Raw genomic sequence first — 21,791 nt, 5'->3', positions numbered from 1 at the left:
CATTCCGCATGACGAAATGATGCCATTCCTGTCCATTGAACAGGACATTCTCATCGGGGTGTGACGGGCAGCACTCGCGTCGTGACCGTGACGGCGTCCAGGACCTCCGGGATCGGGGTGACGCCGAGCCCCGGCCCGGTCGGCACGGCGAGGTGGCCGTCCTCCAGGCGGAACGGCGGCGTGATGTCGGTGCGGTAGTAGCGGTCGGACGCCGAGGTGTCACCGGGCAGGGTGAACCCGGGCAGCGCGGCGAGCGCGACGTTGGCGGCGCGCCCCAATCCCGTCTCCAGCATGCCGCCGCACCAGACCGGGACGTCGTGCGCCACGCAGACGTCGTGGATCCGCCTGGCTTCGAGGTAGCCGCCGACCCGTCCCGGCTTGATGTTGACGACCTGGCAGGCCCCGAGCGCGATCGCGTCGGCCGCGGCGCGGGCGGAGACGATCGACTCGTCGAGACAGATCGGCGTGGTGATCTGCCTGGCGAGCTCCGCGTGTCCGATGAGGTCGTCCTCGGCCAGCGGCTGCTCCATCAGCAGGAGGTCGAACGGGTCGAGCCCGGCCAGGTGCCGGGCGTCGCCACGCCGGTAGGCGGTGTTGGCGTCGACCTGCAGCAGGATGTCGCCGAACCGTTCACGCACGGCACGGACCGGCTCGACGTCCCAGCCGGGCTCGATCTTCAGCTTGATCCGCCGGTAGCCCGCGTCCAGGTACCCGGCGACCGTGTCGAGCAGCGCGGGGATCGACTCCGCGATTCCCACGGACACCCCGCACGGCACCCTGTCTCGCACGGCGCCGAGGGCGTGGCCGAGAGAGACTCCGCGCGCGCGGAGATCCGCGTCGAGAACCGCCATCTCCAGCGCGGCCTTGGCCGTGCGGTGGCCCTTGAAGGGGGCCAGCGCGGGGGCGACCCGGTGCGCGTCCAGATCCCGGACCTCGGCCAGCGCCGGGACCAGGAAGCGGCTCAGCACGTCGGCGGCGGCGTGGGTGTACTCCGAGGAGTACAGGGGTGCCGTCCCCGCTCCGCACTCGCCCCACCCCTCGGCCTCGTCGGTGACGACGCGCAGCACCACTGCCTCTCGCACGGTCTCCGTGCCGAACGACGTCCGGAACGGCGCCACGAGCGGCACCCGGACGGTGCGGATCTCGACCTCGGTCAGCTTCACTCTGCCTCCTGCCTGTCCACGATGTACCAGCCTGTACGGTCGAAGCCGCGCACCCGCGCGCCCTCCGCGAGCAGTCCGCCGAGAACGTCCCGTACCGCCTTGCGCCACTCCGCGGCACAGGCCGGGTCGCTCTGCCGCAGGGTCTCGATGTCGTGGGGGACGCCGACGAGCACGGTGCGCGCGTCGGCACGGCCGGCGACCGGCCCTCCACCGGCGGAGACGCCCAACGCCACGGCGGCACCCGCCTCCGTTTCCGTCACCCGGGGCCGGCCCGCGCAGGCCGCCTCGGCGTCGGGCGACTCCAGCCTCCACCGGACCAGGACCCGGTCGGTGTCGTCGCTGCGGTTGACGTCGTCGTCCATCGGACCGTAGAAGTTCGGCAGGTACTCGGCCGGGTCGGCGGCCAGCTTGGCGATGTTGAAGTACGCGTTGCGCCGCACCAGAGGGTCGTACGTCCAGCAGATCTCGCCGACGCCGCGCAGCATCGCCCAGGCCCGTTGGTGCAGCTTCAGTGCGAAGCCGACATTGCGTCCCTGCATGCGCGCCAGCACGCCGGCGATGTGGCTGTGCAGGGCGCCGCGCGCCGGCGGGGAGAAGAAGCCGAAGCAGGCGCCCACCAGCTCGCCCTCGTCGAAGGCGCCGCTCACGTAGCTGCCCGCCTTCGTCATCGCGCGCAGCAGGTCGGCGGTCACCGGAGGGTTGTTCTCACCCGTGCGCCAGATGCGCTCGTACAGGCGGCGGACGGCCTCGAGCTCGCTGACGCTGTCCAGGAGCCGGATGTCGACGCCCGCGGCGCGCGCGGCCACCTCGGAGGCGGCGCACGCCGCGTCGACGGGCCGGGACTCGCGACGGTCGCGGATGAGATCGGTCACGCCGGTCATGGTCTCAGCCGGATCCGCGCCGCAGCTGGTCGGACAGCACGGGACCGCGGGGCCCGATTCGTTCGGACGGACAACCCGCCGCCGCCCGCGGCTACGGCTACCTCAGGGAGCCCGCCACGACCGCGGTCACGGTCCTCACGACGGTGGCGGTGTCGGGGGGGCCGCTCTCGCGGTCGGCGAACAGCAGGTGCCCGGCGCCGACCAGCGTGGGGGCGAGGACGTCGACGTCGGCGTCGGCCGCGACGCGGCCGCGCTCCTGCTCGGCGCGGAGGTAGGAGGCGATCATGCCCGCCGCCTCGTTGAGGAGCGGCACGCCGGCCCGCCCGGCCTCGCGCAGCCGGGCGCGCAGGCCGTCGCGGGAGATGACGAGGGCGACGATCGCCACGGCGACCGACTCGAACAGGTCCGTCAGCGCGGCGGCGACGTTGCCGGCGACGGTGCCGGCGCCCGCCCGCCCGCGCAGGGCGGCGGCCTGCCGGTCGAGCCTGGCGACGCGGTCGAGGACGAGCTCGGCGAGGAAGGCGTCGAAGTCGGCGAAGTGCCGGTGCAGGACGCCCTTGGCGCAGCCGGCCTCGGTCGTGACCGCGCGGCTGGTCAGCGCGCTCGGCCCGTCGCGCAGCAGGACGCGTTCCGCGGCCTCGAACAGCTGCTCCCGCGCGTCGCGCAGGGCCACCCCTGTCGGCATCGTACGGCTCCTCCCGGTTCACGGCGTTGCGAGTGGGCACTTGCCCACTTATAGTGGGCGCATGCCCACTATACCTTCGGAGGGCTCGCGCCCGCCTGCCAGCGCGCCCCACCAAGCCCGTGAGATGGCCGAATCGTTCGGCACCGACCCCGAACGCTACGACCGGGCCCGCCCCAGCTACCCCGACGCCATGGTGAACCGCGTCGTCGCCGCGAGCCCCGGGCATGACGTCCTCGACGTCGGCATCGGCACCGGCATCGCCGCCCGGCAGTTCGAGGCCGCCGGCTGCGTCGTGCTCGGCGTCGAGGTCGACCCGCGCATGGCCGGCTGGGCGCGGCGGCGCGGGCACGAGGTCGAGGTGGCCGCGTTCGAGTCCTGGGATCCCGCGGGCCGGACGTTCGACGCGGTCGTCTCCGCACAGACCTGGCACTGGATCGACCCCGTCGCCGGCGCCGCCAGGGCGGCCGAGGCGCTGCGGCCCGGCGGCCTGCTCGCCGCGTTCTGGAACGTCGAGCAGCCGCCGCCCGACGTGGCCCGCGCCTTCTCCGCCGTCTACGAACGCCTCCTGCCCGGCTCGCTCACCGCCCGCCAGTGGGCGGCCACCGGCCACGGGTACACCGCGCTCCTCGACCGGGCGGCCGACGGGATCCGCGCGTCCGGCGCGTACGGCGAGCCCGAGCAGTGGCGGTTCGGCTGGGAACGCACCTACACCCGGGACGAGTGGCTGGACCTGGTGCCCACGAGCGGCACCCACACCCGGCTCCCGCCCGGCACGCTGGAGGAGGTGCTGGCGGGACTCGGCGCCGCGCTCGACGCGCTCGGAGGCGGCTTCACCATGCGCTACTCCACCGTGGTGGTGGCCGCCACGCGCCACCGCGCCACCTGACGCACCCCCCGGCGGGGAGCCCGGTCAGACGAGGGCGTCGTGCGGGCCGTCCTGGCCCGACACCCGGCGGTACCACTCCGTGGAGAGCATCTGGGCGCGGGCCGGCTCCGGCAGCGACGTCAGCAGCGTCATCGACGCCCCGCGCGCGACCTCCGAGGCGTGCGCGTGCATGGCCTCCCACTTGCGCCCGGCCCACCGTCCGACGTCGAGCGTGGTCGTGACCTGCTCGTCGGGGACGCCGGGCAGCGTCGCGCCCGGCTCCGGCGGCGCGCCGAACACGGCCTGCCACTGCGCGAGGACGACGGACCGGGGGAGCGTCGCCAGGTGGACCGAGCGAGGCCGCCAGGGGGCGCCCGTTCCGGGGTAGAGCTGGTCGTACCCGGCGGCCTCCACCGCCGCGAGCGTGACCCGGTGGGCGTGGACGTGGTCGGGGTGCCCGTAGCCGCCGTAGCCGTCGTAGGTGAGCACCACGTCAGGCCTGAACTCCCTGATGTGCTCGACGACGCGGCCCACGGCCTCGTCGAACGGGGCGTCCAGGAAGCGCGGGGAGCCGGAGGCCGAGTCGGGGTTGCGCGCGTCGGCGTAGCCCAGCAGCCTGGGCGGGCCCGCCCCGAGGATCTCCAGCGAGCGCTCCAGCTCGGCGGCCCGCACGGTGCCCCCGTGCCAGGTGCAGGTCACGACCGCCGTCCGCGCGCCCTCGTCGGCGTACCTGGCGAGGGTGCCGCCCGTCCAGATCGCCTCGTCGTCGGGGTGTGCGTGGACGCACAGCACGCCGAGATCCACCGGCTGTCCTCCTCATGATCGGCCGGCTGCCCATCGTAGGGCAGGATCAGCCGCGTACGACGGCGGCGAGACGGACGGCGCCGGCGTCCCGGTAGACGGTCTCCAGCACGAAGTCCTCTGCGTGTCCCAGTGGAAGAAGATCGCCCCGGGCAGCGTGGGGGGCCCGGACTCCCCGGGGAGCCTGATCCGCACGAGGAACGTGAACACCAGGCCCGCCCACCACGCCAGGACCGTCCACACGCCGGGCGGCACCCGCTTCAGCGGCGGCAGGGGCGGCGTGACGTGCATGACCAGGATCGTAACGGGGCGTCCTGCGCCCCGGCATCGGACCACGGGGGTACGACCAGGGTCTACCCGCGCCACCGCGAATGGCTACGGCGGTCCGATGTGGCGGGGGCATCGGCTGCGGCACCGTCGATCGGGTGATCCACCTCAACGTGTCCGGACTGCGCCGCGGCCTGCTCTGCGCGTCCATCGCCGCCGCCGTGGCGGTCCCGGTGACCGGCGCGGCACGCCCCGGCGCCGTTCCCGCGCCCGTCCCCGCGCCCGCGGCCCCGCTGCGGGCGGCGAGCCCCGCCGCCCTGGCCGCACGGTACGCGGCCACCCGCGCCGCCATCGTGGCCGCCGGGCGCACGGCCGCGGAGCACGGCCACTCGTGGCGCGCCAGGACGCTGCGCGACCTGGCCGATCCCGCGCGCCGGTTCCTGGCCTTCGACGGACGCGACGGCGGCCTGGCCGTCGAGGTCGTCGGCGACCTCGCGACCGCCCGGCGGATCGCCGTGCTGGTCCCCGGCGGCGACACCCACCTGGACAAGTACGGGCTCCTGCGCGGCGGCGCGCTCAGACTGCGGCAGGCGCTCGGCGACGACTCGGCGGTCATCGCCTGGCTCGGCTACCGCACCCCGAACACGGTGAGCCTGGCGGCGCTCACCACCGGCCGCGCCGACGAGGGCGCCCCCGCGCTGCGCGCCTTCGTCCGCGAGTTGACCGCGCTCAAGCCCGCCGCCCGTGTCTCCCTGGTCTGCCACTCCTACGGCAGCGTCGTCTGCGGGCGGGCCGCACCCGGACTGGCCGTCGCCGACATCGTGCTGGTCGGCAGCCCAGGCGTCGCCGCCGACGACGTCGCCGCGTTACGCACCCCGGCGACCGTCTGGGCCGGCAGGGGGAGCGGGGACTGGATCGCCTTCGTGCCGCACACCCGGCTCCGCCTTCCCCGCGTCACGCTCGGCTTCGGCGCCGACCCGGTCGCCCCGCCCTTCGGCGCCCGCGTCTTCGCGGCCGGCGACGGCGGCCACAGCGACTACTTCAAGGCCGGTTCGCCCGCGCTCGCGAACATCGCCCGCATCGTCTCCGGACGACCCCCTGCGGAGGCGCGCCATGCCACCTGAGGCCGTGCCTTACTCGGCGCCCGGAGCTGTGCCCGGCCCTGTGTCTGGCGGGGTGCCCGGCGTGGTGTCCGAGTTGAGCAGGCGCGTCGAGTCGGCCACCCCCGCCGGCCGTGATCGCGGGCTCGACGCGCTGCGCGCCCTGGCCATCGGCGGCGTGGTGCTCGGCCACTGGCTGGTGACCGCGCTGGTCCTCGACAGCGGCGCCCTGCGCGTCGCCAGCCCGCTGCGGAACATGCCGTACCTGGCTCCCGCGTCGTGGATCTTCCAGACCATGGCGGTCTTCTTCCTGGTGGGCGGGCAGCTGGCCGCCAGGAGCCACGCCTCCGCGCGGACCCGCGACGTCACCTACCGGCGCTGGCTGGGCGCGCGGCTGGCCCGCCTGTTCCGGCCGGTCACCGCCGTGCTCACGGTCTGGACCCTGGCGGCGGCGGTGATGCTCGCGCTCGGCGCGGACCTCGCGACCGTGTACGCCCTGGCCAAGCTGGTGTGGTCGCCGCTGTGGTTCCTGCTGGTGTTCGCCGCGCTGACGGCGCTCACCCCGCTGGTCGCCCGGCTGCATCCGGCGTGGCCGCTGGCCACGGTCGCGCTCGCCGACCTGGTCCGGTTCGGGCCGGGCGGGCCCGCCTGGATCGGCTGGGTCAACCTGGCGGCCGGCTGGCTGGTGCCGTACTGTCTGGGCGCGGCCTGGGCCCGCGGCAGCCTGCGCAGCCGTGCGGCCGGGTGGGCGTCGCTGCTCGGCGGCGCCGCCGCCACGGCCGCGCTCGTGCTGTGGGCCGGCTACCCGGCCTCCATGGTGGGGGTGCCGGGCGCCCCGGTCTCGAACCAGTCCCCGCCCACCCTCGCGGCCGTCACGTTCGGTCTCGCCCAGTGCGGGGCGGCGCTGCTGCTGCTCGGGCCGCTGCGGCGGGCGCTGTCGCGGCCCGCCGCCTGGGCGGTCGTGGCGCTCGCGAACCTCTCCGCGATGACGATCTTCCTCTGGCACCAGACCGCCATGATCATGGTCAGCGCGCTCGGCCTGCTCACCGGCCGGGCCCTGCCCGGCCTGCACACCGTTCCCGACGGTCCGGGATGGGTGCTCGCCAGGCTGGCCTGGCTGCCCGCGTTCGCGCTGGCCCTGCTGGTGTGCCTGGCCGCCTTCCACGCCCGCGAACGCCCGCCGCGCGGTGGAGGGCAGCCGCGCTGATCACCGTCTCCGGCCGTCCCGCCTTGACTCTGACACCGTGTCAGGCGGGACGGTGCTGCGCATGTCAGTCACATATGTCGGCTCCGGGCCGTACTGCTACGCCAACTCCCTGGCGATGATCCTGGGCGGTGAAGCTCCGCCTCCGGCCGTGATCGAGGTCCTGACCGGCTCCCCATACGGGATGCAGCTGATCGGCGGGCGGCTGCCGCTGTTCGACCCGTTCGGCTGGGACCCCGAGATCGGGCTCGACGCCGCGATCGGCCTGCTCGGGTGGGAGTGCGAGCGCGCGGACGGCGGGACGGCCGAGGAGGCGCTCGACCGGCTGCGCCGCGCCTGCCAGGACGGCCCGGTGCTCGTGGGGCCGCTCGAGCTCGGCCTGCTGACGTACCAGCCGGGGTCGGGCCAGGCGGTCGGGGCCGACCACTATGTGGTGGTGCTGGAGGCCGGCGACGACACCGTGCTGGTGCACGACCCGCAGGGCCACCCGTACGCCACGCTGCCGGCCGGCGACTTCGCGCAGGCGTGGCGGGGGGAGCTGATCCCGTACCTGCGGCGGCCGTTCCGGATGCGGCACCGGTTCACCCGGAGCGCCCGGGTCAGCCAGGAGGAGGCGCTGCGGCGCTCCCTGCCCGCCGGAGTGGCCTGGCTGGCCGGGCGGGCGGACGTGGAGGTCCCGCCCGGCACGCTGGGACAGGCCGAGGCCGCGGAGCGCACGGCCGCGCTGGTGGAGGAAGGGCTGGACCCCGACGTCAGGGCGCTGTGGCAGGCGTTCGCGGTGCGGGTGGGCGCCCGCCGTCTCAACGACCTGGCGGCCTGCCTGTCCTCGCTCGGCCTCGACGCGGGCGCGTCGGTCGCGGCGGAGCAGGCCAGGGTCGTGGGCGGGCTGCAGGGTCCGCTCGTGTCGGGCGACGATCCGGCGCTCGCGGCCGGGCTGCGGCGACTGGCTCCGACGTACGAGCGGCTGCGGGACGTCCTGGCCTCGCGCGTGGGAACGTCCTGAGACGCGCCTGCCCCGGCGGGCGGCGCGCACGGACGGACGCCCCGCGAGCGGGGCTCGCGGGGCGTCGGTCCTCGCACGGGCTCAGTGGCTGCCCTGTTCGGAGCTGCCGTGGGAGCTGCTGTGCTCCGAGCTGCTCTCGCAGTACTGGCGCTCCCAGTGGCCGTTCTTGTAGCAGTAGTAGCAGTGCTTGTGGTGCCACCACTTCCACTTGCACTTGTACTTCTTGGCGGTGTGGGTGGTGACGGCCGTGGACTGTGTGCAGTCCGTGGTGGCGTTGGCCGCGTTCGTCGTGATCGTTCCAGTGATGAAGAATGCCGATGCCACCATCGAGGCGGCGACAAGGAGACGCTTGAGCATCGCTCACTCCTGTTCGCTGTCTTTCCGCCCAGCGGGCTGGGCGGTGCGGAGCGTCGTTCTTGCGTTCCCGGGACACGCCGATACGGCGCTGAACATCTCTCAAGCTAGCCACGGCGGCCCGGCGCCGTCGCCCGAAACGGGGCAAAAGCCACATATCCCGAAATATCGGGAAATGGGGCGAGGGGTCGCTCGCGGCCTTCCCCCGAAAGCCCAACCCAGGCCCGCCCGTACGGTAAAAGCGGTCACAGGGCGGCAGGGCGGACGGCGGGAAGCCCGGCAAACCATGCCCCGCCTCCCGCAAAACATCACCAAACGCCACGCCACCGGCCGGTAGCCGGTTACAGAACGCGACGCCCCGCGCACGCGGCCGTCGTGCCGGTCAGGAAGGGGAGGCGCTCCTCGTCCGGCGTTCTCCGTCGGTCCCGGGGTGATGCGGGGGAGCGCCGTCAGGTGCCGACGCCGGCGGTGAGAGCGTGGCTGGTAGACGGAACGCCGCTGCCGCGGTTGCCGCTCCACCCGTCGTCGCACACGGGAAGGAGATCACCCGTCATCGTCCGCTACTCGCGGCAGATCTCACCCTCGAAACGAACGACGCCTACGGCATGCCCCTGAAGCGCGTCGTCGCCTTTCGGCGTGCTGACCCAGCCTCGGCTTCGGAAGACGCCGCCGTAACCCGCGAACCGCCCCGTGGCTTCGACCACGCTGTACTCGACCTCCAACGTGCTGAATCCGTCGTCCGTTGGCGTGTGCAGGACGGCCTGGTCGTGGGTGCGCAGTCTGGAGCCGTCCTTGTCGAGGAAGACGTGGTACATCGTGTACTCGTAGCGGCCATCGCCGACGTCGGCGGGGTCGCTCGTCGGCTCCCCGTAGGCCGCACCGTCGATCGCGCCCGTCATGGCACCGATGCCGGACTTCTCGGTGAGGGTGAAGAGGTTGGCCGTGCCGCCCATGCTGATGCAGGCAGGGGCCTCGGCGTGACGCTGGCTCATGTGATTCGTCCCTTTCCCTGTGCAGGAACGCCAGGATCGGCGCCAGCACCCCATAGCGGCAATCAACCTTGCCGCTATGGCAAAACGGGCGAGGCGGTGGGCAGCGGACGCACCCGTCCTCCGGCGTCCGGTGCGTGTGGGGCCGGTCAGGGCTCGTCGAGGCGTTCGGCGGTGACGCCGCCGGGGTGCATGGGCAGCCGCCGTCCCGTCACGCGCTCGGGGACCAGCCGGACGAACAGCGGATCGGGCAGCCGCGCCCACGGCGCCAGCCGCAGGCGTTCCAGGTAGTGCACGACGCCGGGGTCGGTGACCAGCTCGGCGCGGCCGGTGACGAGGACGCTCCACCCAGTGCGCAGCGCCGGCTCCATGTCGTCGGCCTCGAAGGTGAGCGTGCGGCCCGCCTCGACCGCCTCGACGAGCTCGCCGCCCCGCGTGGTCTTGACGACGACCGTGCGGCCGTCGAGCGCGAAGTTCACGGGGATGACGACCGCCTCCAGGTCGGCCGTGGACCAGGCCAGGCGCCCGATGGCGACGCTGCGCAGCAGCAGGAGGCAGCTGTCGCTGTCCATGGTCTGGATGCGGCTCGCCCCCGCCTCGTCGGCTCCCCCTGCGGCTCCCACTGCGACTTCCTCTGTGACTTCCCTCTGCGGCTTCTCTCTGCCTCGCTTCACGCGGCGTCCGATCGCCCGTCCCTGGCCACCCTACGACGCCGTCCGGCCCGGCGACGTCGCCTTTTGTCGTTCCTTGGCCGGAGAACGGGTAAGCAGGACCGAGATGAGCACACCGGGGACGTCAGGGGGCACGCAGCCCGCGACCGGGGCGGGCGGCGTCGAGATCACAGCCGCCGCCGCGCTGACCGCGGACGACGTGCTGGTCAGGCTCCGGACCTCCCCGGGCGGACTGCCTGAGGACGAGGCGCGGCGCCGCCTGCGCACGGTGGGCCCGAACGCCCTGCGGACGCACCGCGCCCGCGGCCTGGCGGTGCTGGCCCGCCAGCTCCGCTCGCCCCTGCTCGTGCTGCTGGCCGTCACCGCCGTCGCGTCGTTCTTCGTGGGCGAGCGGGCGGACGCGCTGATCATCGGCGTGATCCTGGCGGCGTCCGTCGGGCTGGGCTTCTTCAACGAGTACCGGGCGGAGCGGGCGGCCGAGGCTCTGCACTCGCAGATCAGGCACCGCTGCCTGGTGCTGCGCGACGGGCGGCCCCGCCTCCTCGACGTGACCGACCTGGTCCCCGGCGACGTCGTCGAGCTGCGGCTGGGCGACGTCGTCCCGGCCGATCTGCGGCTGCTCGCGGTGGCGGACCTGGAGTGCGAGGAGTCGGTGCTCACCGGGGAGTCGCTGCCGGTGGCCAAGTCGCCCGAGCCCGTGCCGGAGGGGGAGTCTCTCGCCGAGCTGGCGAGCTGCGCGCTGATGGGCACGGTGGTGCACGCCGGTTCGGGGACCGGCGTGGTGGTCGCGACCGGGGGAGCCGCGGAGTTCGGGCGGATCGCGCTCCAGCTCGGCGAGCGTCACCCGGAGACCGAGTTCCAGGTGGGGCTGCGCAAGTTCTCCCTGCTGCTGGTACGGGTCGCGGCGGCGCTCACCGTCTCCATCTTCGCCATCAACGTGGTTCTCGACCGCCCCTTCATCGACGCGCTGCTGTTCTCGCTGGCCATCGCGGTCGGGATCTCGCCGCAGCTGCTGCCGGCGGTCGTCTCGACCGGCCTGGCCGCGGGCACCCGCCGGCTGGCCCGGCACAAGGTGCTGGTCAAGCGCCTGGTCTGCATCGAGGACCTGGGCGACATCGACGTGCTGTTCACGGACAAGACCGGGACGCTCACCGAGGGGCGCATCACGTTCGCCCGCGCGCTCGGCCCGGACGGACGGCCGTCGGACGAGACGCTGGAGCTGGGGCTGCTGTGCAACGAGGCGGTCGCGGCCGGCGACGAGGACGCCGGGCCCGGCCCGGCGTCCGGCATGCTGACGGGCCCCGCGCTGGACGTCGCGCTGTGGGAGGCGCCCGGCGCCGGGACCCTGCGCCCGGAGCTGGAGCGGTGCCGGCGGCTGGACATCCTGCCGTTCGACCACCAGCGGCGCGCGGCGTCGGTGATGGTCCGGCGCGAGGACGGCGGCACGACGCTCGTCACCAAGGGCGCCCCCGAGTACGTGCTCGCCCGGTGCCCCGCCGCGGGCGGGCAGGCCAGGTCGATGCTGGAGGCCGAGTTCGCGGCGGGCAACCGGGTGGTGGCGGTGGCCACCAGGCAGATCACCGAGGGGGAGCGGCAGGGCGCGCTCTCCCCGGCCGACGAGCGCGACCTGACCTTCCGCGGCCTGCTCGTCTTCCTCGACCCGCCGAAACCCAGCGCCCCGCACGCGCTCGAACGGCTCACCGCGCTCGGCGTCACCGTCAAGGTGCTCACGGGCGACAACGCGACGGTCGCCGCGAAGCTCTGCGCCGACCTCGGCCTGCCGCCGGGACGCGTCCTCACCGGGCACGACGTGGACGCCGCCGGCGACGACGAGCTGGCCGGGCTGATCGAGCAGGCCACGGTGTTCGCCAGGGTCAGCCCCGAGCACAAGGCGCGCATCGTGCGGACCCAGCGCCGCGCCGGCCTGGACGTGGCCTTCCTCGGCGACGGCGTGAACGACGCGATCGCGCTGCACGCCGCCGACGTCGGCATCTCCGTGGAGACCGCCACCGACGTCGCCAAGGACGCCGCCGACGTGCTGCTGCTGGAGAAGAACCTGGACATCCTGGCCGACGGCGTCGTGCAGGGCCGGCGCATCTTCGCCAACACGATGAAGTACGTGCTGATGGGGACGTCCAGCAACTTCGGCAACATGTTCTCGGCGGCGGGGGCGTCGGCGTTCCTGCCGTTCCTGCCGATGCTGCCGTCCCAGATCCTCCTCAACAACCTCCTGTACGACACCAGCCAGCTCGCCATCCCGACCGACACGGTGGACGCCGAGCAGGTGGCCCGCCCGACACGGTGGGACGTGCGGCTGATCAGGCGGTTCATGCTGTTCTTCGGGCCGATCAGCTCGGTGTTCGACTTCGTGACGTTCGGGATCATGCTGTGGGTGTTCCACGCGGGACCGCCGCTGTTCCGCACGGGCTGGTTCGTGGAGTCGCTGGCCACGCAGACCCTGGTGATCTTCGCGATCCGGACGCGGCGCATCCCGTTCTTCCGCAGCCGTCCGAGCCTGGCGCTGCTGCTGGCCACGCTCACGGTCGTGACGGTCGGGGCGGTGCTGCCGTTGACGCCGCTGGCGCCCCTGCTGGGCTTCCAGCTGCTGCCCGCGCCGTTCTTCCTCGCGCTGGGCCTCATGGTGGTCGCCTACCTGGGGCTGATCGAGGCCGGCAAGCGGTGGTTCTTCCGCGCCGCGCCCCCGTCCGCCGCCGGGCGCGAGCGGACCCCGGCCCATCGCACGCATCGCAGGGCGCACCGGTTCACCACGGCGGGCGCGCTCCGCCACGGACGCCGGCGGGCGGGGTTCACGGCCGGACGCGGTCGAGGAAGGCGGCGATGAGCGGCGCGATCCGCGGCAGGTGGTCTTCGAGGGCGAAGTGTCCGGTGTCGAACAGGTGGAGCTCGGCGTCGGGGACGTCGCGCAGGTAGGCGCGGGCGCCCGGCTCGGGGAAGAACGGGTCGTTCGCCCCCCAGGTGATGAGGGTGGGCGGCCGGTGCGTACGCAGCCACTCCTGCCAGCGGCCGTAGCGCGCGACGTTGGAGTGGTAGTCGAAAGCCAGCTCGACCTGGGCCTCCTTGCGGCCGGGCAGGTCCAGGAAGTGCTGGTCGAGGGTCCAGCCGTCGGGGGAGAGCAGGCCGGGGTCGGCGACGCCGGTCTCGTACTGGCCGCGGGTGCCCTCCGGGGTGAGCAGTTCCCGGATGGTCCGCTCGGCGCCGGGCGTGCCGGGGCGCAGCGCGATGAAGTCACGGGCGCCCTGCGACAGGCCTTCCTCGTAGGCGTTGCCGTTCTGGACGACGAGGCCGGCGATCCACTCGGGGCGCCGTTCTGCGAGCCGGAAGCCGACGGGGGCGCCGAAGTCGAAGACGTACATGACGAACCTGGTCAGGCCGAGGCGTTCGACGAAGCCCTCGGTGACGTCGGCGAGCCGGTCGAAGGAGTACGTGAAGCCGTCGGGGGCCCGCGTGTGGCCGAACCCCGGGTAGTCGGGGGCGATGAGCCGGTAGCGCGAGCCGAGGACGTCGATGAGGCGGCGGAACTGGTGCGACGCGGACGGGAAGCCGTGCAGGAGCAGCAGCGTGGGCGCGTCCGGCCGGTCGGGCAGCGACTCGCGGTAGAAGACGCGGACGCCGTCGACGTCGAGGTGGCGGTGGGCGGTGCGGGCGATCGGCGGGAGTGACATGGCTAATGCCTTTCTTCGGGGGAGACGCGTTAGATGTAACCGCCGATCTTCTAATGTGTCAACGTGTCGATGTAGCATTAGTGGCATGAGCGACGTCGTCCCCCTGACCGGGGAGCCCCTGGCGCTGGACCTGGTGAACACCCGCCCGTCCGTCGGCGACCTGCTCGCCACCGCCGACCGGCTACACGCCTGGCTCGCCCTGCAGGCGGACCGGTTCCCGGAGGCCCGCGCGCTCGCCGCCGAACTCGGCGCGCTCACGGACAGGCCCGGCGAACGTCAAGGCGGGCTCGACGACACCGGCCTGGCCGCCGTCCACGCGGTCCGCGACCACGTCGCCCGCGCGCTCGACCGCGTACGGCACGGCAGCCCTCCCGACCCCGCCGACCTGGAGGCGCTCAACGCCGCGCAGCGCGCCGCGCCCGCCGTCATCGAGCTGGCCTGGGACGGCGCCGCCGTCACCGCCGTACGGCGGCGCGGCGGCCCGGCAGGGGCGCGGCTGGCCGCCTGGCTCGCCGAGGCCGCCGCCGACCTGCTGACCGACCCGGCCGTCACCGCGATCCGCGAGTGCGCGGCCGACGACTGCGTCATGCTGTTCCTGCCCGCCCACCCGCGCCGTCGCTGGTGCTCGGCCGCGCGCTGCGGCAACCGGGTCCGCGTCGCCCGCCACTACCGCCGCCGCCACCCGTCCTGACGCCGGACCCGGCGGCCACCGCCGGCGGAGCCGCCGTCGGAGCCGCCGTCGGAGCCGCCGTCGCGGTGACGCCCGCCGTCATCGCGAAGTGGGCGGGCATCCCCACCCGGCGCTCGCGCAGGGTCAAGGCGGATTCGCGGAACGGCGCGTCCCGGCCGTGGCCTCGGCGAGGAGGCGCAGCGCCCGCCCCTCCCACAGCCGGTATCCGGCGGCCCGCGCGATCGCCAGTGCGTGTTCGGCGTCGGCGACCGTCCCCGCGGTGTCGCCCGCGGCGAGGCGGGTCGCGGCGCGATCGAGCCGGATCCTGGTCTCCAGCAGGCGGTGGCGGGTGACCTCCGGGACGGCCAGGGCCCGGTCCAGGTGGTGGAGCGCGGACGGCAGGCGTCCCAGGCGCCGGTGCGCCGTGCCGAGGGCGGCCATGGCGGTGGCGCGTGCCCGCCCCTCGTCGTCGCGCGCGGCGTGGACGGCGGCCTCGGCCAGCTCCAGGGCCCGCTCGTGCCGTCCGAGGTCGCCGTGCACGTCGGCGAGCGCGGCCAGCACGACAGGCTCCTCCACGGAAGGCCCGTGCCGCCGGTACAGCGCGAGCGCCCGCTCCAGCCGGCCGAGCGCCTCGCCGAACCGGCCGAGGAGGTGGTAGACGTGGCCGAGGTCGGTGAGCACGGCGGCCTCGCCGTCGGGCGACCCGTCCATGCGGTACCGGGCCAGCACGCGTTCGCCGTACGCCACGGCCTGCTCCAGGTCTCCCGCGTGAGACGCCACGTACGCCAGGTTGGCGAGGCTGACGGCCTGCCCCGCCGGGTCGTCGCAGCGCCGGCTGAGCTCCAGGGACCGGCGGTAGTGCTCGGCGGCCTGGGGGAGCCTGCCCTGCTCGGCGTGCAGCGTGCCGAGCGCGACGAAGGCCGACGCCCGGCACCGCGGCCACTCCACCCGGCCGGTCAACGCCACGACCTCGGTGAGGTGGCCGAGCGCCTCGCCGAACCGTCCGAACCGGGTGAGCATCTGGCCGAGGGCGAGCCGGGCCGCCGCCTCACCCCGCAGGTCGCGGGCGGAGCGCGCCGCGGTGAGTGCGGCCGTCGCCACGGTCACGGCCGCGTCCGTGTCGCCGGTCATCCAGAAGTACCCGCGCAGCGCCAGGGCCAGGTGCCACGCCTCCTGCCTCCCGGCCCCGGCCGCCTCGACCGCCGCCGCGACCAGGTTGGCCGACTCGGCGTCGAGCCAGGCGCGGGCGTCCCCCGCCCCGCCGAACCGCATCGTCGACGTACGGGGCGGCGGCAGGCGCACCATGTGCCGGTAGAGCAGCTCCGCCGCCGAGTCTACCGCGGACAGATACCAGTCGTACGTCCGCTCGACGGCGGCCTCGCGCTCGCCGGGGCCGTCCTCGGCGTGCGCCGTGGCCCTCGCGTGGAGCCGGACCAGGTCGTGGAAGGCGTACCGGCCGGGCGCCCGCTCCTCCAGCAGATGCCGCGCCGCCAGCCGGTCGAGCAGCCGTTCCGCCCGGTCCCGGCTCAGGCCGGCGGTGGCCGCGGCCCCTTCGGCGGTGACGTCCACGCCGGGCGCGATGCCGAGCAGGCGGAACATCCGCCGCTCGCCGGCGGCCAGCGCCGCGTAGGACAGGTCCAGGGCCGCCCGCACGGCGGTGCCGGGATCGTCCTCGATCTCCAGGCGCGCCAGCGGGTCGCCCCGGCTGAGCTCGTCCGCGTAGTCGGCGATCGGCCGCAGCGGACGGTCCAGGAGGTGGGCCGCGGCGATCCGCAGGGCGAGCGGCAGCCGCCCGCACGATGCGGTGAGGGCGGCGGCGGCTTCCGGCTCCGCGGCGACGCGCGGCTCGCCGAGGACCGCGCCGAGCAGTTCCCCTGCCTCCGCCGGCGTGAGGAGGCCGAGCGTGATCCGCCGCGCGCCGTCCTGGGCGACCAGACCGCTGAGGCGGTCACGGCTCGTGACGAGCGCCAGGCAGCCGGGAGCGCCCGGCAGCAAGGGGCGGACCTGCTCGGCGGACGCGGCGTTGTCCAGCACCACGAGCATCCGCCGGCCCGCCACGAGCGAGCGGTAGCGGGCCGCCGCCTGCGCCACGTCGGCCGGTATCCGCTCCGGCGGCGTGCCCAGCGCTCCCAGCAGCGTCGTCAGCGCCCGCGCCGGGCTCAGCGGCAGCTCCGGGGAGTAGCCGTGCAGGTCGAGGTAGAGCTGCCCGCCGGGGAACCGTTCCGCGACCCGGTGACCCCAGTGGACCGCGAGAGCGGTCTTGCCCACGCCCGCCGGCCCGGCGACGACGGTGACGACGCCCCTGCGGCCGTCGCCGCGCGGCGTCTCGTCCAGTGCCTCGTCCAGCGTCTCGTCCAGCGTCTTGAGCGCGTCGGCGCGGCCGGTGAAGCCGGGCGGGGGCGCGGGGAGCTCGCGGGGCACGGGGGTCGCAGGCTCGCGCCCCGGGAGCAGCAGGGGGAGCAGCAGATCCTCGTCGGCGCGCAGGATCGCCTCGTGCAGGCGCCGCAGGCGCGGGCCGGGCTCGATGCCGAGCTGCTCGCCGAGCAGCGCGCGGGTCTCCATGAAGACGTCCAGCGCCTCGCTCTGCCGGCCGCACCCGTAGAGCGCGAGCATGAGCAGGCCGCGCAGGCTCTCCCGGTAGGGGTGCGCGCGCACCAGGCCCTTCAGCTCCGCCGGCAGCTCGGCGTGCCGCCCCTGCTCCAGGTCCACGCCGACGCGTTCCTCGGTCACGCGCAGGCGGTCCTCCTCCAGGCGGGCCGCGGCCTCCCTGATCAGCGGGGTGTGCGCCAGCTCCCCGTACGCCGCCCCCCGCCACAGGGCCAGCGCCCGCCCCAGCAGGTCGCGGGCCCGGTTCAGGTCCCCGGCCTCCCTGGCCAGGACGCCTTCGCCGGCCAGCTCGCCGAACCGGTCGGCGTCCAGCTCCCCGGGACGTACGACCATCAGGTAGCCGGAGCCGTGGCGGACGATGCGCCCCGGCTCGGCCAGCACGCGGCGCAGCCGGTGGATGTAGAGGCGCAGGTTCTCCGGGGCGGACGCTGGAGGGTCCTCCCACAGGGCCTCGGTGAGGCGCCGCGCGGGGACGGCGGTGTTGGCGTGGCCGAGCAGGGCCGCCAGGAGGGTCCGCTGCTTGGCGGAGCCCAGGGGCAGCGCCGTGCCGCCGGACACCACGGTGAGCGGGCCGAGTACTGCGAACTGCACGATGGGCTCCCTGCGCTGGGGGCGCCGCCGCGGGCCGCGGCCGGGCGGGCGGGGGACGCCGGCTTGGGGCAACGACGAGATCAATATACGGGTCGTATACGGCCGTCCCCGATGCTGCTGATGACAGCTGCGAGATCGCCGAGAGGACGACAGCATGACCTCCACCGCGGCGGGGACGGTGAGGTTCCGCGAGGTGCTCGCGGTACGCGAATACCGTGCCCTGTGGTCGTCGGGGCTGATCTCACGGATGGGGGACCAGCTCGCCCGGGTCGCGCTCGCCGTGCTGGCCTACGAGCTGACGGGGTCGGCGACCGTCACCACCTTCACCTACGCCCTGACCTTCGTCCCGTCGCTGCTCGGCGGGCCGCTGCTCGGCGGCCTGGCCGACCGCTTCCCGCGCCGGCGCGTGATGGTCGTCTGCGATGTGGCCAGAGCGCTGCTGGTGGGACTCATGGCGCTGCCCCAGGTCCCCTTCCCGGCGCTGTGCGCGCTGCTCCTCGTCGTCCAGCTGATCGACGCGCCGGAGAAGACCGCGCGGATCGCCACCACGCCCGACGTCCTGGAGGCGCGGCTGTACCCGGCGGGGGTCACGCTCAGCCAGATGACCTCCCAGCTCACCGCGCTGGCCGGGTTCGGCGCGGGCGGCGCGATCGTCACCGCCGCCGGGCCTCGGGCGGCGCTCGCCATGAACGCCGCCTCCTTCGCGCTGGCCGCGCTGATCGTGGCGGCCGGGGTGAGGCACCGGCCCGCGTCCAGGACCGGCCGGGCGGTCTCCCTGCGCGAGACGGCGGCAGGCGTCCGGCTGGTCGCCACGGACCCCCGTCTGCGCGGCCTGCTCGGGTTCGCGCTGCTCGCCACCTTCTCCATCGCGCCAGAAGGGCTGGCCGTCCCTTACGCGGACGCGCTGGGCGGCGGCGCGGTGGCGGCGGGCCTCCTGCTGTGCGCCATCCCCGCGGGGAGCGTGGTGGGGATGTACCTGGTCAACCGGCTGTCGGCGGGGCCGCCCGCGCTGGCGCCGCTGGCCGCGCTCTCGTGCCTGCCCCTCGTGGTCAGCGCGGCCGAGCCCGGGGTGGCCGTCTCCGTGGCCGCGTGGTTCCTGACCGGCGCGCTGTCGGCCTACCAGGTGATCGCGAACGCGGAGTTCGTCCGCCTCGTGCCGGCGGAGCGGCGCGGCCAGGCGGTGGGCGTCGCGGCCTCGGCGCTGACCGCGGTGCAGGGAGTCGGGGTGCTGCTCAGCGGCCCGCTGGCCGACCTCGCCGGCCCGGCCGCCGCGATCGCCGTGTACGGAGCCGCCGGCACGATCGCCGCCCTCCCTCTCGCCAGATCCTGGCGCCGGAACACGACGACCGTTCGCGCCTGACCCCGTGGCCGCCGCACGCGCCGTTCCAGATCTGCGCGGCCCTTCACGTCGGCTTCCATTTCGTCGATATGCGGGGGACGTGAAAGGCCGCGAATCAATGACGATGAACGGTCACGAATTCAGCAGGGGTCGTAAGCGCGCGAGATGGCTTTGCGTCTGCTGTCGCCGATAACGTACGCGGCCTTGACGCGGTAGGTGAACGAGCATTTGTAGGTGAAGTTCCCCGAGCGTCCCATGACGTGGTCGTAGCCGTCGGCGACGAGGGCCGTTCCCGAAGCCCTGCCGCTCGACGAGAACAGCCAGCAGCTCCGCATGCGCAGGTGCCGCCCTTCTCCGCCGCTGAGCTCGCACGTCGCCCGGAGGAAGTACCGGCCGCCGTCCCTGTGCTTGCGGATGGTGAGCGTGAGCTGCGCGCCGTGGAGGCTGCTGAACGTGTGCTCCATCACCACCCCCAGCCGCGGCTCCCGCCGCTCGGAGGCCGCGCCGGCCTCGGGGGCCGCGAATGCGGTGAATGTGGTGAGCAGGGTTGCCGAAATCGCGGTGACGACAATGGGCCGGGCGAATCCTAAAAGTTTCATCTGAGCTCTTCCCCTTGAGTTCCGATGCTCAGATCATAAACGTTCCCTCTCGTTCACAAATGGTTTACGACCCGCTTTCTCGACCTTTGATCAAGGAGAGTCCTCACCGTTGCGCGACGCGGAGGCATATAGTAAGTGAGGTGACTGACTCGAAGGGTTCCCGGGCGAGGACGGCGAGCGAGAAGCGGGAGCGGCTGATGGCCGCCGCCGCCCGGGTCGTCCATCAGCAGGGGGCCGAGCGCACCACCATCGCCGACATCGCGCGCGCCGCCGACGTCCCCGTCGGCAACGTCTACTACTACTTCAAGACCAAGGACGAACTCGTCGCCGCCGCGCTCGGCGAGCACGCCCGGCAGCTGCAGCTCCTCACCGGCCGCCTCGACCTGCTGCCCGACCCGAGGGAACGGCTCAAGGGGCTGGTGGAGGCGTGGGTCTCGCAGCGCGACCTGGCCGCCCGCTACGGCTGCCCCACGGGGACGCTCGCCGCCGAGCTGGACAAGCGCGACGACGGCGGGCTCGACGTCGAGGCGGGCAGGGTCATCAGGCTGCTGCTCGACTGGGTGGAGCGGCAGTTCGCCGCGCTCGGCATGCCGGGGGCCGACGGGCTCGCCATCACCCTGGTGGGCGCCTACCAGGGGATGTCCCTGCTCGCCAACGCCCTGCGCGACCCGGCCGTCATGACCCGCGAAGGCGACCGCCTGACCGCCTGGCTCGACTCCCTCACCCCGCCCGCCGCCACGGCGTAGGAGCGGGTGTCGCGGCGGCGATCGGGGGCAGGCCCAGGGTGTCCCGAACGCAATCGGTCGTGGCTGGGAGAATCATGGGCGACATCGCGACGCTGTACCGGCGCTGGCTCGGCGAGGTCTGGCAGGGTGACCTGGACGTGCTCGGAGAGCTGCTGGCCCCCGGCTTCGTCGGGCACTGGCCCGACCGCGAGGTGCGCGGCCTCGACGAGACCGCCGAGCAGATCAGGCAGTCGTTCGCGCTGTTCGGCGACGTGCGCACGGCCGTGGACGTGGGGCCGGTCGTCGACGGCGACACGGTGGCCGCGCGCTGGACGTTCACCGGCGCCTACCGCGGCGGCCTGCCGGGGGCGACGGCCGCGCCCGGCACGACGGTGTCGTTCTCCGGCATGGACATCATGCGCGCCGAGGACGGCAGGTTCGCCGAGTACTGGGTGGTCTCCGACGCGCTCGGCCTCATGACCCGCCTGGGGGCGCTGCCGGGGTGACGGGGCACGCCGTCGACGGACCCGTACCTCGCTTGCGGCTCCAGCAGGGGGAGGCGGGAGGCTTGGGCGCATGGACGGCGAGACGCTTCACCCCATCGGCGAGCTGGCGCGGCGCACCGGGCTGACGGTCAAGACCATCAGGTTCTACTCCGACCGCGGCCTCGTCCCGCCCGCCGGGCGCAGCGCCGCCGGCCACCGGCTGTACGGCCCGGACGCCGTCGCCCGCCTGCGCCTGGTGCGCACACTGCGCGCCCTCGGGCTGGACCTGCCGACGATCGGCAGGGTCGTGCGCAGGGAGGCGACGCTGCCCGAGGTCGCCGCCGCGCACGCCGCCGCGCTGGAGGTGCGGATCCGCACGCTGCGGTCGCGGCAGGCGGTGCTCGCGATGGCCGCCAGGCGCGGTTCGACCCCGGAGGAGATGGATCTCATGCACGAACTGGCCGAGCTCTCGGAGGACGCCCGCCACCGCCTGGTCGCCGGCTTCCTCGACGCCGCCCTCGGCGGCCTGGACCTGGCCCTGGACGGCGTCGGCCGCTCGCTCACGCCCTGCCTGCCGGACGACCCCGCCCCCGAGCAGGTGGAGGCGTGGGTGGAGCTGGCCGGGCTGCTCCAGGACGACGACTTCCGCGCCGCCCTGCGCCGCACCGCCGAGCGGTTCACGCAGGAGCGCCGCGCCTCGGGCGGCGGCCCGCCCCGCCGCCACCTCGCCGCGACGGCACGCGACGTGCTCGCCCCCGTCCTGGCCGCGGGCACCGCTCCCGGCTCGCCCGAGGCGGGGCCGGTCGTCGCGGAGCTGATCGCCCGCTACGCCGCGGCCTTCGGGCGGCCTGACGGCCCCGGGCTGGAGGACGAGCTGCTGGACTGGGTGGAGACGGTCAACGACCCGCGCCGGGAGCGCTACCTGCGGCTGCTCGCCGTCGTCAACGGCTGGACGCCGCCGGACACCGACCCGGCCCCCGCCCTCACCTGGCTCACCCGGGCACTACGCCGAGGCGGGAGGCCAGATAGCATCCATGAAGCGATGCTTCCTCCATCTCTCGCGTGAGCGCTTGGGAAGGGGCTCGGCCTGACCGGCATGCGGGTGCGTA

The 21,791-nt window shown here is 74.3% G+C and carries 20 protein-coding genes; 10 read left to right on the top strand and 10 right to left on the bottom strand.

What is annotated here, in order from left to right:
* Positions 1-50 precede the first annotated feature (50 nt).
* From menC to BMX74_RS05095, 3 genes are all read right to left on the bottom strand, one after another.
* Entirely contained in the window at positions 51-1,163 is a 1,113-nt protein-coding gene (gene menC, locus BMX74_RS05105; protein ID WP_055501835.1) for an o-succinylbenzoate synthase, read from the bottom strand.
* A complete protein-coding gene (locus tag BMX74_RS05100; protein ID WP_236714597.1) occupies positions 1,160-2,035 on the bottom strand; it encodes a GNAT family N-acetyltransferase in 876 nt (291 codons plus the stop codon). The genes menC and BMX74_RS05100 overlap by 4 nt, the downstream gene beginning before the upstream one ends.
* Positions 2,036-2,141: 106 nt before the next feature.
* Entirely contained in the window at positions 2,142-2,729 is a 588-nt protein-coding gene (locus tag BMX74_RS05095; protein WP_055501834.1) for a TetR/AcrR family transcriptional regulator, read from the bottom strand.
* Positions 2,730-2,790: 61 nt separating this feature from the next.
* Between BMX74_RS05095 and BMX74_RS05090 the strand changes: the two genes are divergently transcribed.
* Positions 2,791-3,615: a class I SAM-dependent methyltransferase gene (locus BMX74_RS05090; RefSeq protein WP_091098629.1), complete on the top strand. Its 825-nt coding sequence runs from the start codon at positions 2,791-2,793 to the stop codon at positions 3,613-3,615.
* Between the two features lie 24 nt (positions 3,616-3,639).
* On the opposite strand, the gene BMX74_RS05085 is transcribed toward BMX74_RS05090, so the two are convergent.
* The gene (locus tag BMX74_RS05085) at positions 3,640-4,398 is read right to left on the bottom strand and encodes a PIG-L family deacetylase (RefSeq protein ID WP_055501832.1); all 759 of its coding nucleotides are present in this window, start codon (positions 4,396-4,398) and stop codon (positions 3,640-3,642) included.
* Positions 4,399-4,820: 422 nt separating this feature from the next.
* On the opposite strand from BMX74_RS05085, the gene BMX74_RS05075 reads away from it, so the two are divergent.
* The 3 genes from BMX74_RS05075 (at position 4,821) to BMX74_RS05065 (ending at position 7,969) form a co-directional block, all read left to right on the top strand.
* Positions 4,821-5,786: an alpha/beta hydrolase gene (locus BMX74_RS05075; RefSeq protein WP_256256778.1), complete on the top strand. Its 966-nt coding sequence runs from the start codon at positions 4,821-4,823 to the stop codon at positions 5,784-5,786.
* A 61-nt stretch (positions 5,787-5,847) separates the two neighbouring features.
* Positions 5,848-6,969, top strand: a complete 1,122-nt coding sequence (locus tag BMX74_RS05070) for an acyltransferase family protein (RefSeq protein ID WP_256256777.1) — start codon at positions 5,848-5,850, stop codon at positions 6,967-6,969.
* A gap of 61 nt (positions 6,970-7,030) precedes the next feature.
* Positions 7,031-7,969: a hypothetical protein gene (locus BMX74_RS05065; RefSeq protein WP_091098897.1), complete on the top strand. Its 939-nt coding sequence runs from the start codon at positions 7,031-7,033 to the stop codon at positions 7,967-7,969.
* Positions 7,970-8,050: 81 nt separating this feature from the next.
* On the opposite strand, the gene BMX74_RS05060 is transcribed toward BMX74_RS05065, so the two are convergent.
* The 3 genes from BMX74_RS05060 to BMX74_RS05050 all read right to left on the bottom strand — a co-directional run bounded on the left by BMX74_RS05060 (position 8,051) and on the right by BMX74_RS05050 (position 9,935).
* The gene (locus BMX74_RS05060; RefSeq protein ID WP_055501830.1) at positions 8,051-8,326 is read right to left on the bottom strand and encodes a hypothetical protein; all 276 of its coding nucleotides are present in this window, start codon (positions 8,324-8,326) and stop codon (positions 8,051-8,053) included.
* A 557-nt stretch (positions 8,327-8,883) separates the two neighbouring features.
* Complete coding sequence (locus BMX74_RS05055; RefSeq protein WP_091098622.1) at positions 8,884-9,315, bottom strand: hypothetical protein; 432 nt, start codon at positions 9,313-9,315, stop codon at positions 8,884-8,886.
* A gap of 146 nt (positions 9,316-9,461) precedes the next feature.
* Positions 9,462-9,935, bottom strand: a complete 474-nt coding sequence (locus BMX74_RS05050) for a pyridoxamine 5'-phosphate oxidase family protein (protein ID WP_091098620.1) — start codon at positions 9,933-9,935, stop codon at positions 9,462-9,464.
* 154 nt (positions 9,936-10,089) lie between these two features.
* Here BMX74_RS05050 and mgtA point away from each other — a divergent pair, with 154 nt between their 5' ends.
* On the top strand, positions 10,090-12,825 hold the full coding sequence (gene mgtA, locus BMX74_RS05045; RefSeq protein WP_091098618.1) for a magnesium-translocating P-type ATPase: 2,736 nt from the start codon (positions 10,090-10,092) through the stop codon (positions 12,823-12,825).
* Here the strand turns inward: mgtA and BMX74_RS05040 are convergent.
* The gene (locus tag BMX74_RS05040; RefSeq protein ID WP_055501826.1) at positions 12,791-13,666 is read right to left on the bottom strand and encodes an alpha/beta fold hydrolase; all 876 of its coding nucleotides are present in this window, start codon (positions 13,664-13,666) and stop codon (positions 12,791-12,793) included. The genes mgtA and BMX74_RS05040 overlap by 35 nt on opposite strands.
* Before the next feature lie 85 nt (positions 13,667-13,751).
* On the opposite strand from BMX74_RS05040, the gene BMX74_RS05035 reads away from it, so the two are divergent.
* The gene (locus BMX74_RS05035) at positions 13,752-14,357 is read left to right on the top strand and encodes a CGNR zinc finger domain-containing protein (protein ID WP_091098616.1); all 606 of its coding nucleotides are present in this window, start codon (positions 13,752-13,754) and stop codon (positions 14,355-14,357) included.
* A gap of 123 nt (positions 14,358-14,480) precedes the next feature.
* On the opposite strand, the gene BMX74_RS05030 is transcribed toward BMX74_RS05035, so the two are convergent.
* Positions 14,481-17,534, bottom strand: coding sequence for an AfsR/SARP family transcriptional regulator (locus BMX74_RS05030; RefSeq protein WP_177227224.1), 3,054 nt, complete (start codon positions 17,532-17,534; stop codon positions 14,481-14,483).
* 154 nt (positions 17,535-17,688) lie between these two features.
* Here BMX74_RS05030 and BMX74_RS05025 point away from each other — a divergent pair, with 154 nt between their 5' ends.
* Positions 17,689-18,894, top strand: a complete 1,206-nt coding sequence (locus BMX74_RS05025) for an MFS transporter (RefSeq protein ID WP_091098612.1) — start codon at positions 17,689-17,691, stop codon at positions 18,892-18,894.
* 119 nt (positions 18,895-19,013) lie between these two features.
* Here the strand turns inward: BMX74_RS05025 and BMX74_RS05020 are convergent, their stop codons facing one another.
* Positions 19,014-19,472: a hypothetical protein gene (locus BMX74_RS05020; protein ID WP_091098610.1), complete on the bottom strand. Its 459-nt coding sequence runs from the start codon at positions 19,470-19,472 to the stop codon at positions 19,014-19,016.
* A 140-nt stretch (positions 19,473-19,612) separates the two neighbouring features.
* On the opposite strand from BMX74_RS05020, the gene BMX74_RS05015 reads away from it, so the two are divergent.
* The 3 genes from BMX74_RS05015 to BMX74_RS05005 all read left to right on the top strand — a co-directional run bounded on the left by BMX74_RS05015 (position 19,613) and on the right by BMX74_RS05005 (position 21,748).
* A complete protein-coding gene (locus BMX74_RS05015; RefSeq protein WP_091098607.1) occupies positions 19,613-20,218 on the top strand; it encodes a TetR/AcrR family transcriptional regulator in 606 nt (201 codons plus the stop codon).
* A 74-nt stretch (positions 20,219-20,292) separates the two neighbouring features.
* Positions 20,293-20,703 carry an ester cyclase gene (locus BMX74_RS05010; protein WP_055501820.1) on the top strand — a complete coding sequence of 137 codons (411 nt, stop codon included), beginning with the start codon at positions 20,293-20,295 and terminating at the stop codon, positions 20,701-20,703.
* Between the two features lie 70 nt (positions 20,704-20,773).
* The gene (locus BMX74_RS05005) at positions 20,774-21,748 is read left to right on the top strand and encodes a MerR family transcriptional regulator (RefSeq protein ID WP_091098605.1); all 975 of its coding nucleotides are present in this window, start codon (positions 20,774-20,776) and stop codon (positions 21,746-21,748) included.
* The last annotated feature ends 43 nt before the right edge of the window (positions 21,749-21,791 follow it).

Source organism: Nonomuraea pusilla (genome assembly GCF_900109355.1).
In the GTDB taxonomy this organism is placed as follows: Bacteria; Actinomycetota; Actinomycetes; order Streptosporangiales; family Streptosporangiaceae; genus Nonomuraea; species Nonomuraea pusilla.
This window is presented reverse-complemented; position numbering and strand designations above follow the sequence as displayed.

Bases quoted from the DNA above. Each gene is read 5' to 3' on its own strand.
- mgtA (WP_091098618.1), top strand. From the start codon at position 10,090: ATGAGCACACCGGGGACGTCAGGGGGCACGCAGCCCGCGACCGGGGCG.
- BMX74_RS05020 (WP_091098610.1), bottom strand. From the start codon at position 19,472: ATGAAACTTTTAGGATTCGCCCGGCCCATTGTCGTCACCGCGATTTCG.
- BMX74_RS05005 (WP_091098605.1), top strand. From the start codon at position 20,774: ATGGACGGCGAGACGCTTCACCCCATCGGCGAGCTGGCGCGGCGCACC.
- BMX74_RS05090 (WP_091098629.1), top strand. From the start codon at position 2,791: ATGCCCACTATACCTTCGGAGGGCTCGCGCCCGCCTGCCAGCGCGCCC.
- BMX74_RS05025 (WP_091098612.1), top strand. From the start codon at position 17,689: ATGACCTCCACCGCGGCGGGGACGGTGAGGTTCCGCGAGGTGCTCGCG.
- BMX74_RS05095 (WP_055501834.1), bottom strand. From the start codon at position 2,729: ATGCCGACAGGGGTGGCCCTGCGCGACGCGCGGGAGCAGCTGTTCGAG.
- BMX74_RS05040 (WP_055501826.1), bottom strand. From the start codon at position 13,666: ATGTCACTCCCGCCGATCGCCCGCACCGCCCACCGCCACCTCGACGTC.
- BMX74_RS05065 (WP_091098897.1), top strand. From the start codon at position 7,031: ATGTCAGTCACATATGTCGGCTCCGGGCCGTACTGCTACGCCAACTCC.
- BMX74_RS05010 (WP_055501820.1), top strand. From the start codon at position 20,293: ATGGGCGACATCGCGACGCTGTACCGGCGCTGGCTCGGCGAGGTCTGG.
- BMX74_RS05055 (WP_091098622.1), bottom strand. From the start codon at position 9,315: ATGAGCCAGCGTCACGCCGAGGCCCCTGCCTGCATCAGCATGGGCGGC.
- BMX74_RS05035 (WP_091098616.1), top strand. From the start codon at position 13,752: ATGAGCGACGTCGTCCCCCTGACCGGGGAGCCCCTGGCGCTGGACCTG.
- BMX74_RS05060 (WP_055501830.1), bottom strand. From the start codon at position 8,326: ATGCTCAAGCGTCTCCTTGTCGCCGCCTCGATGGTGGCATCGGCATTC.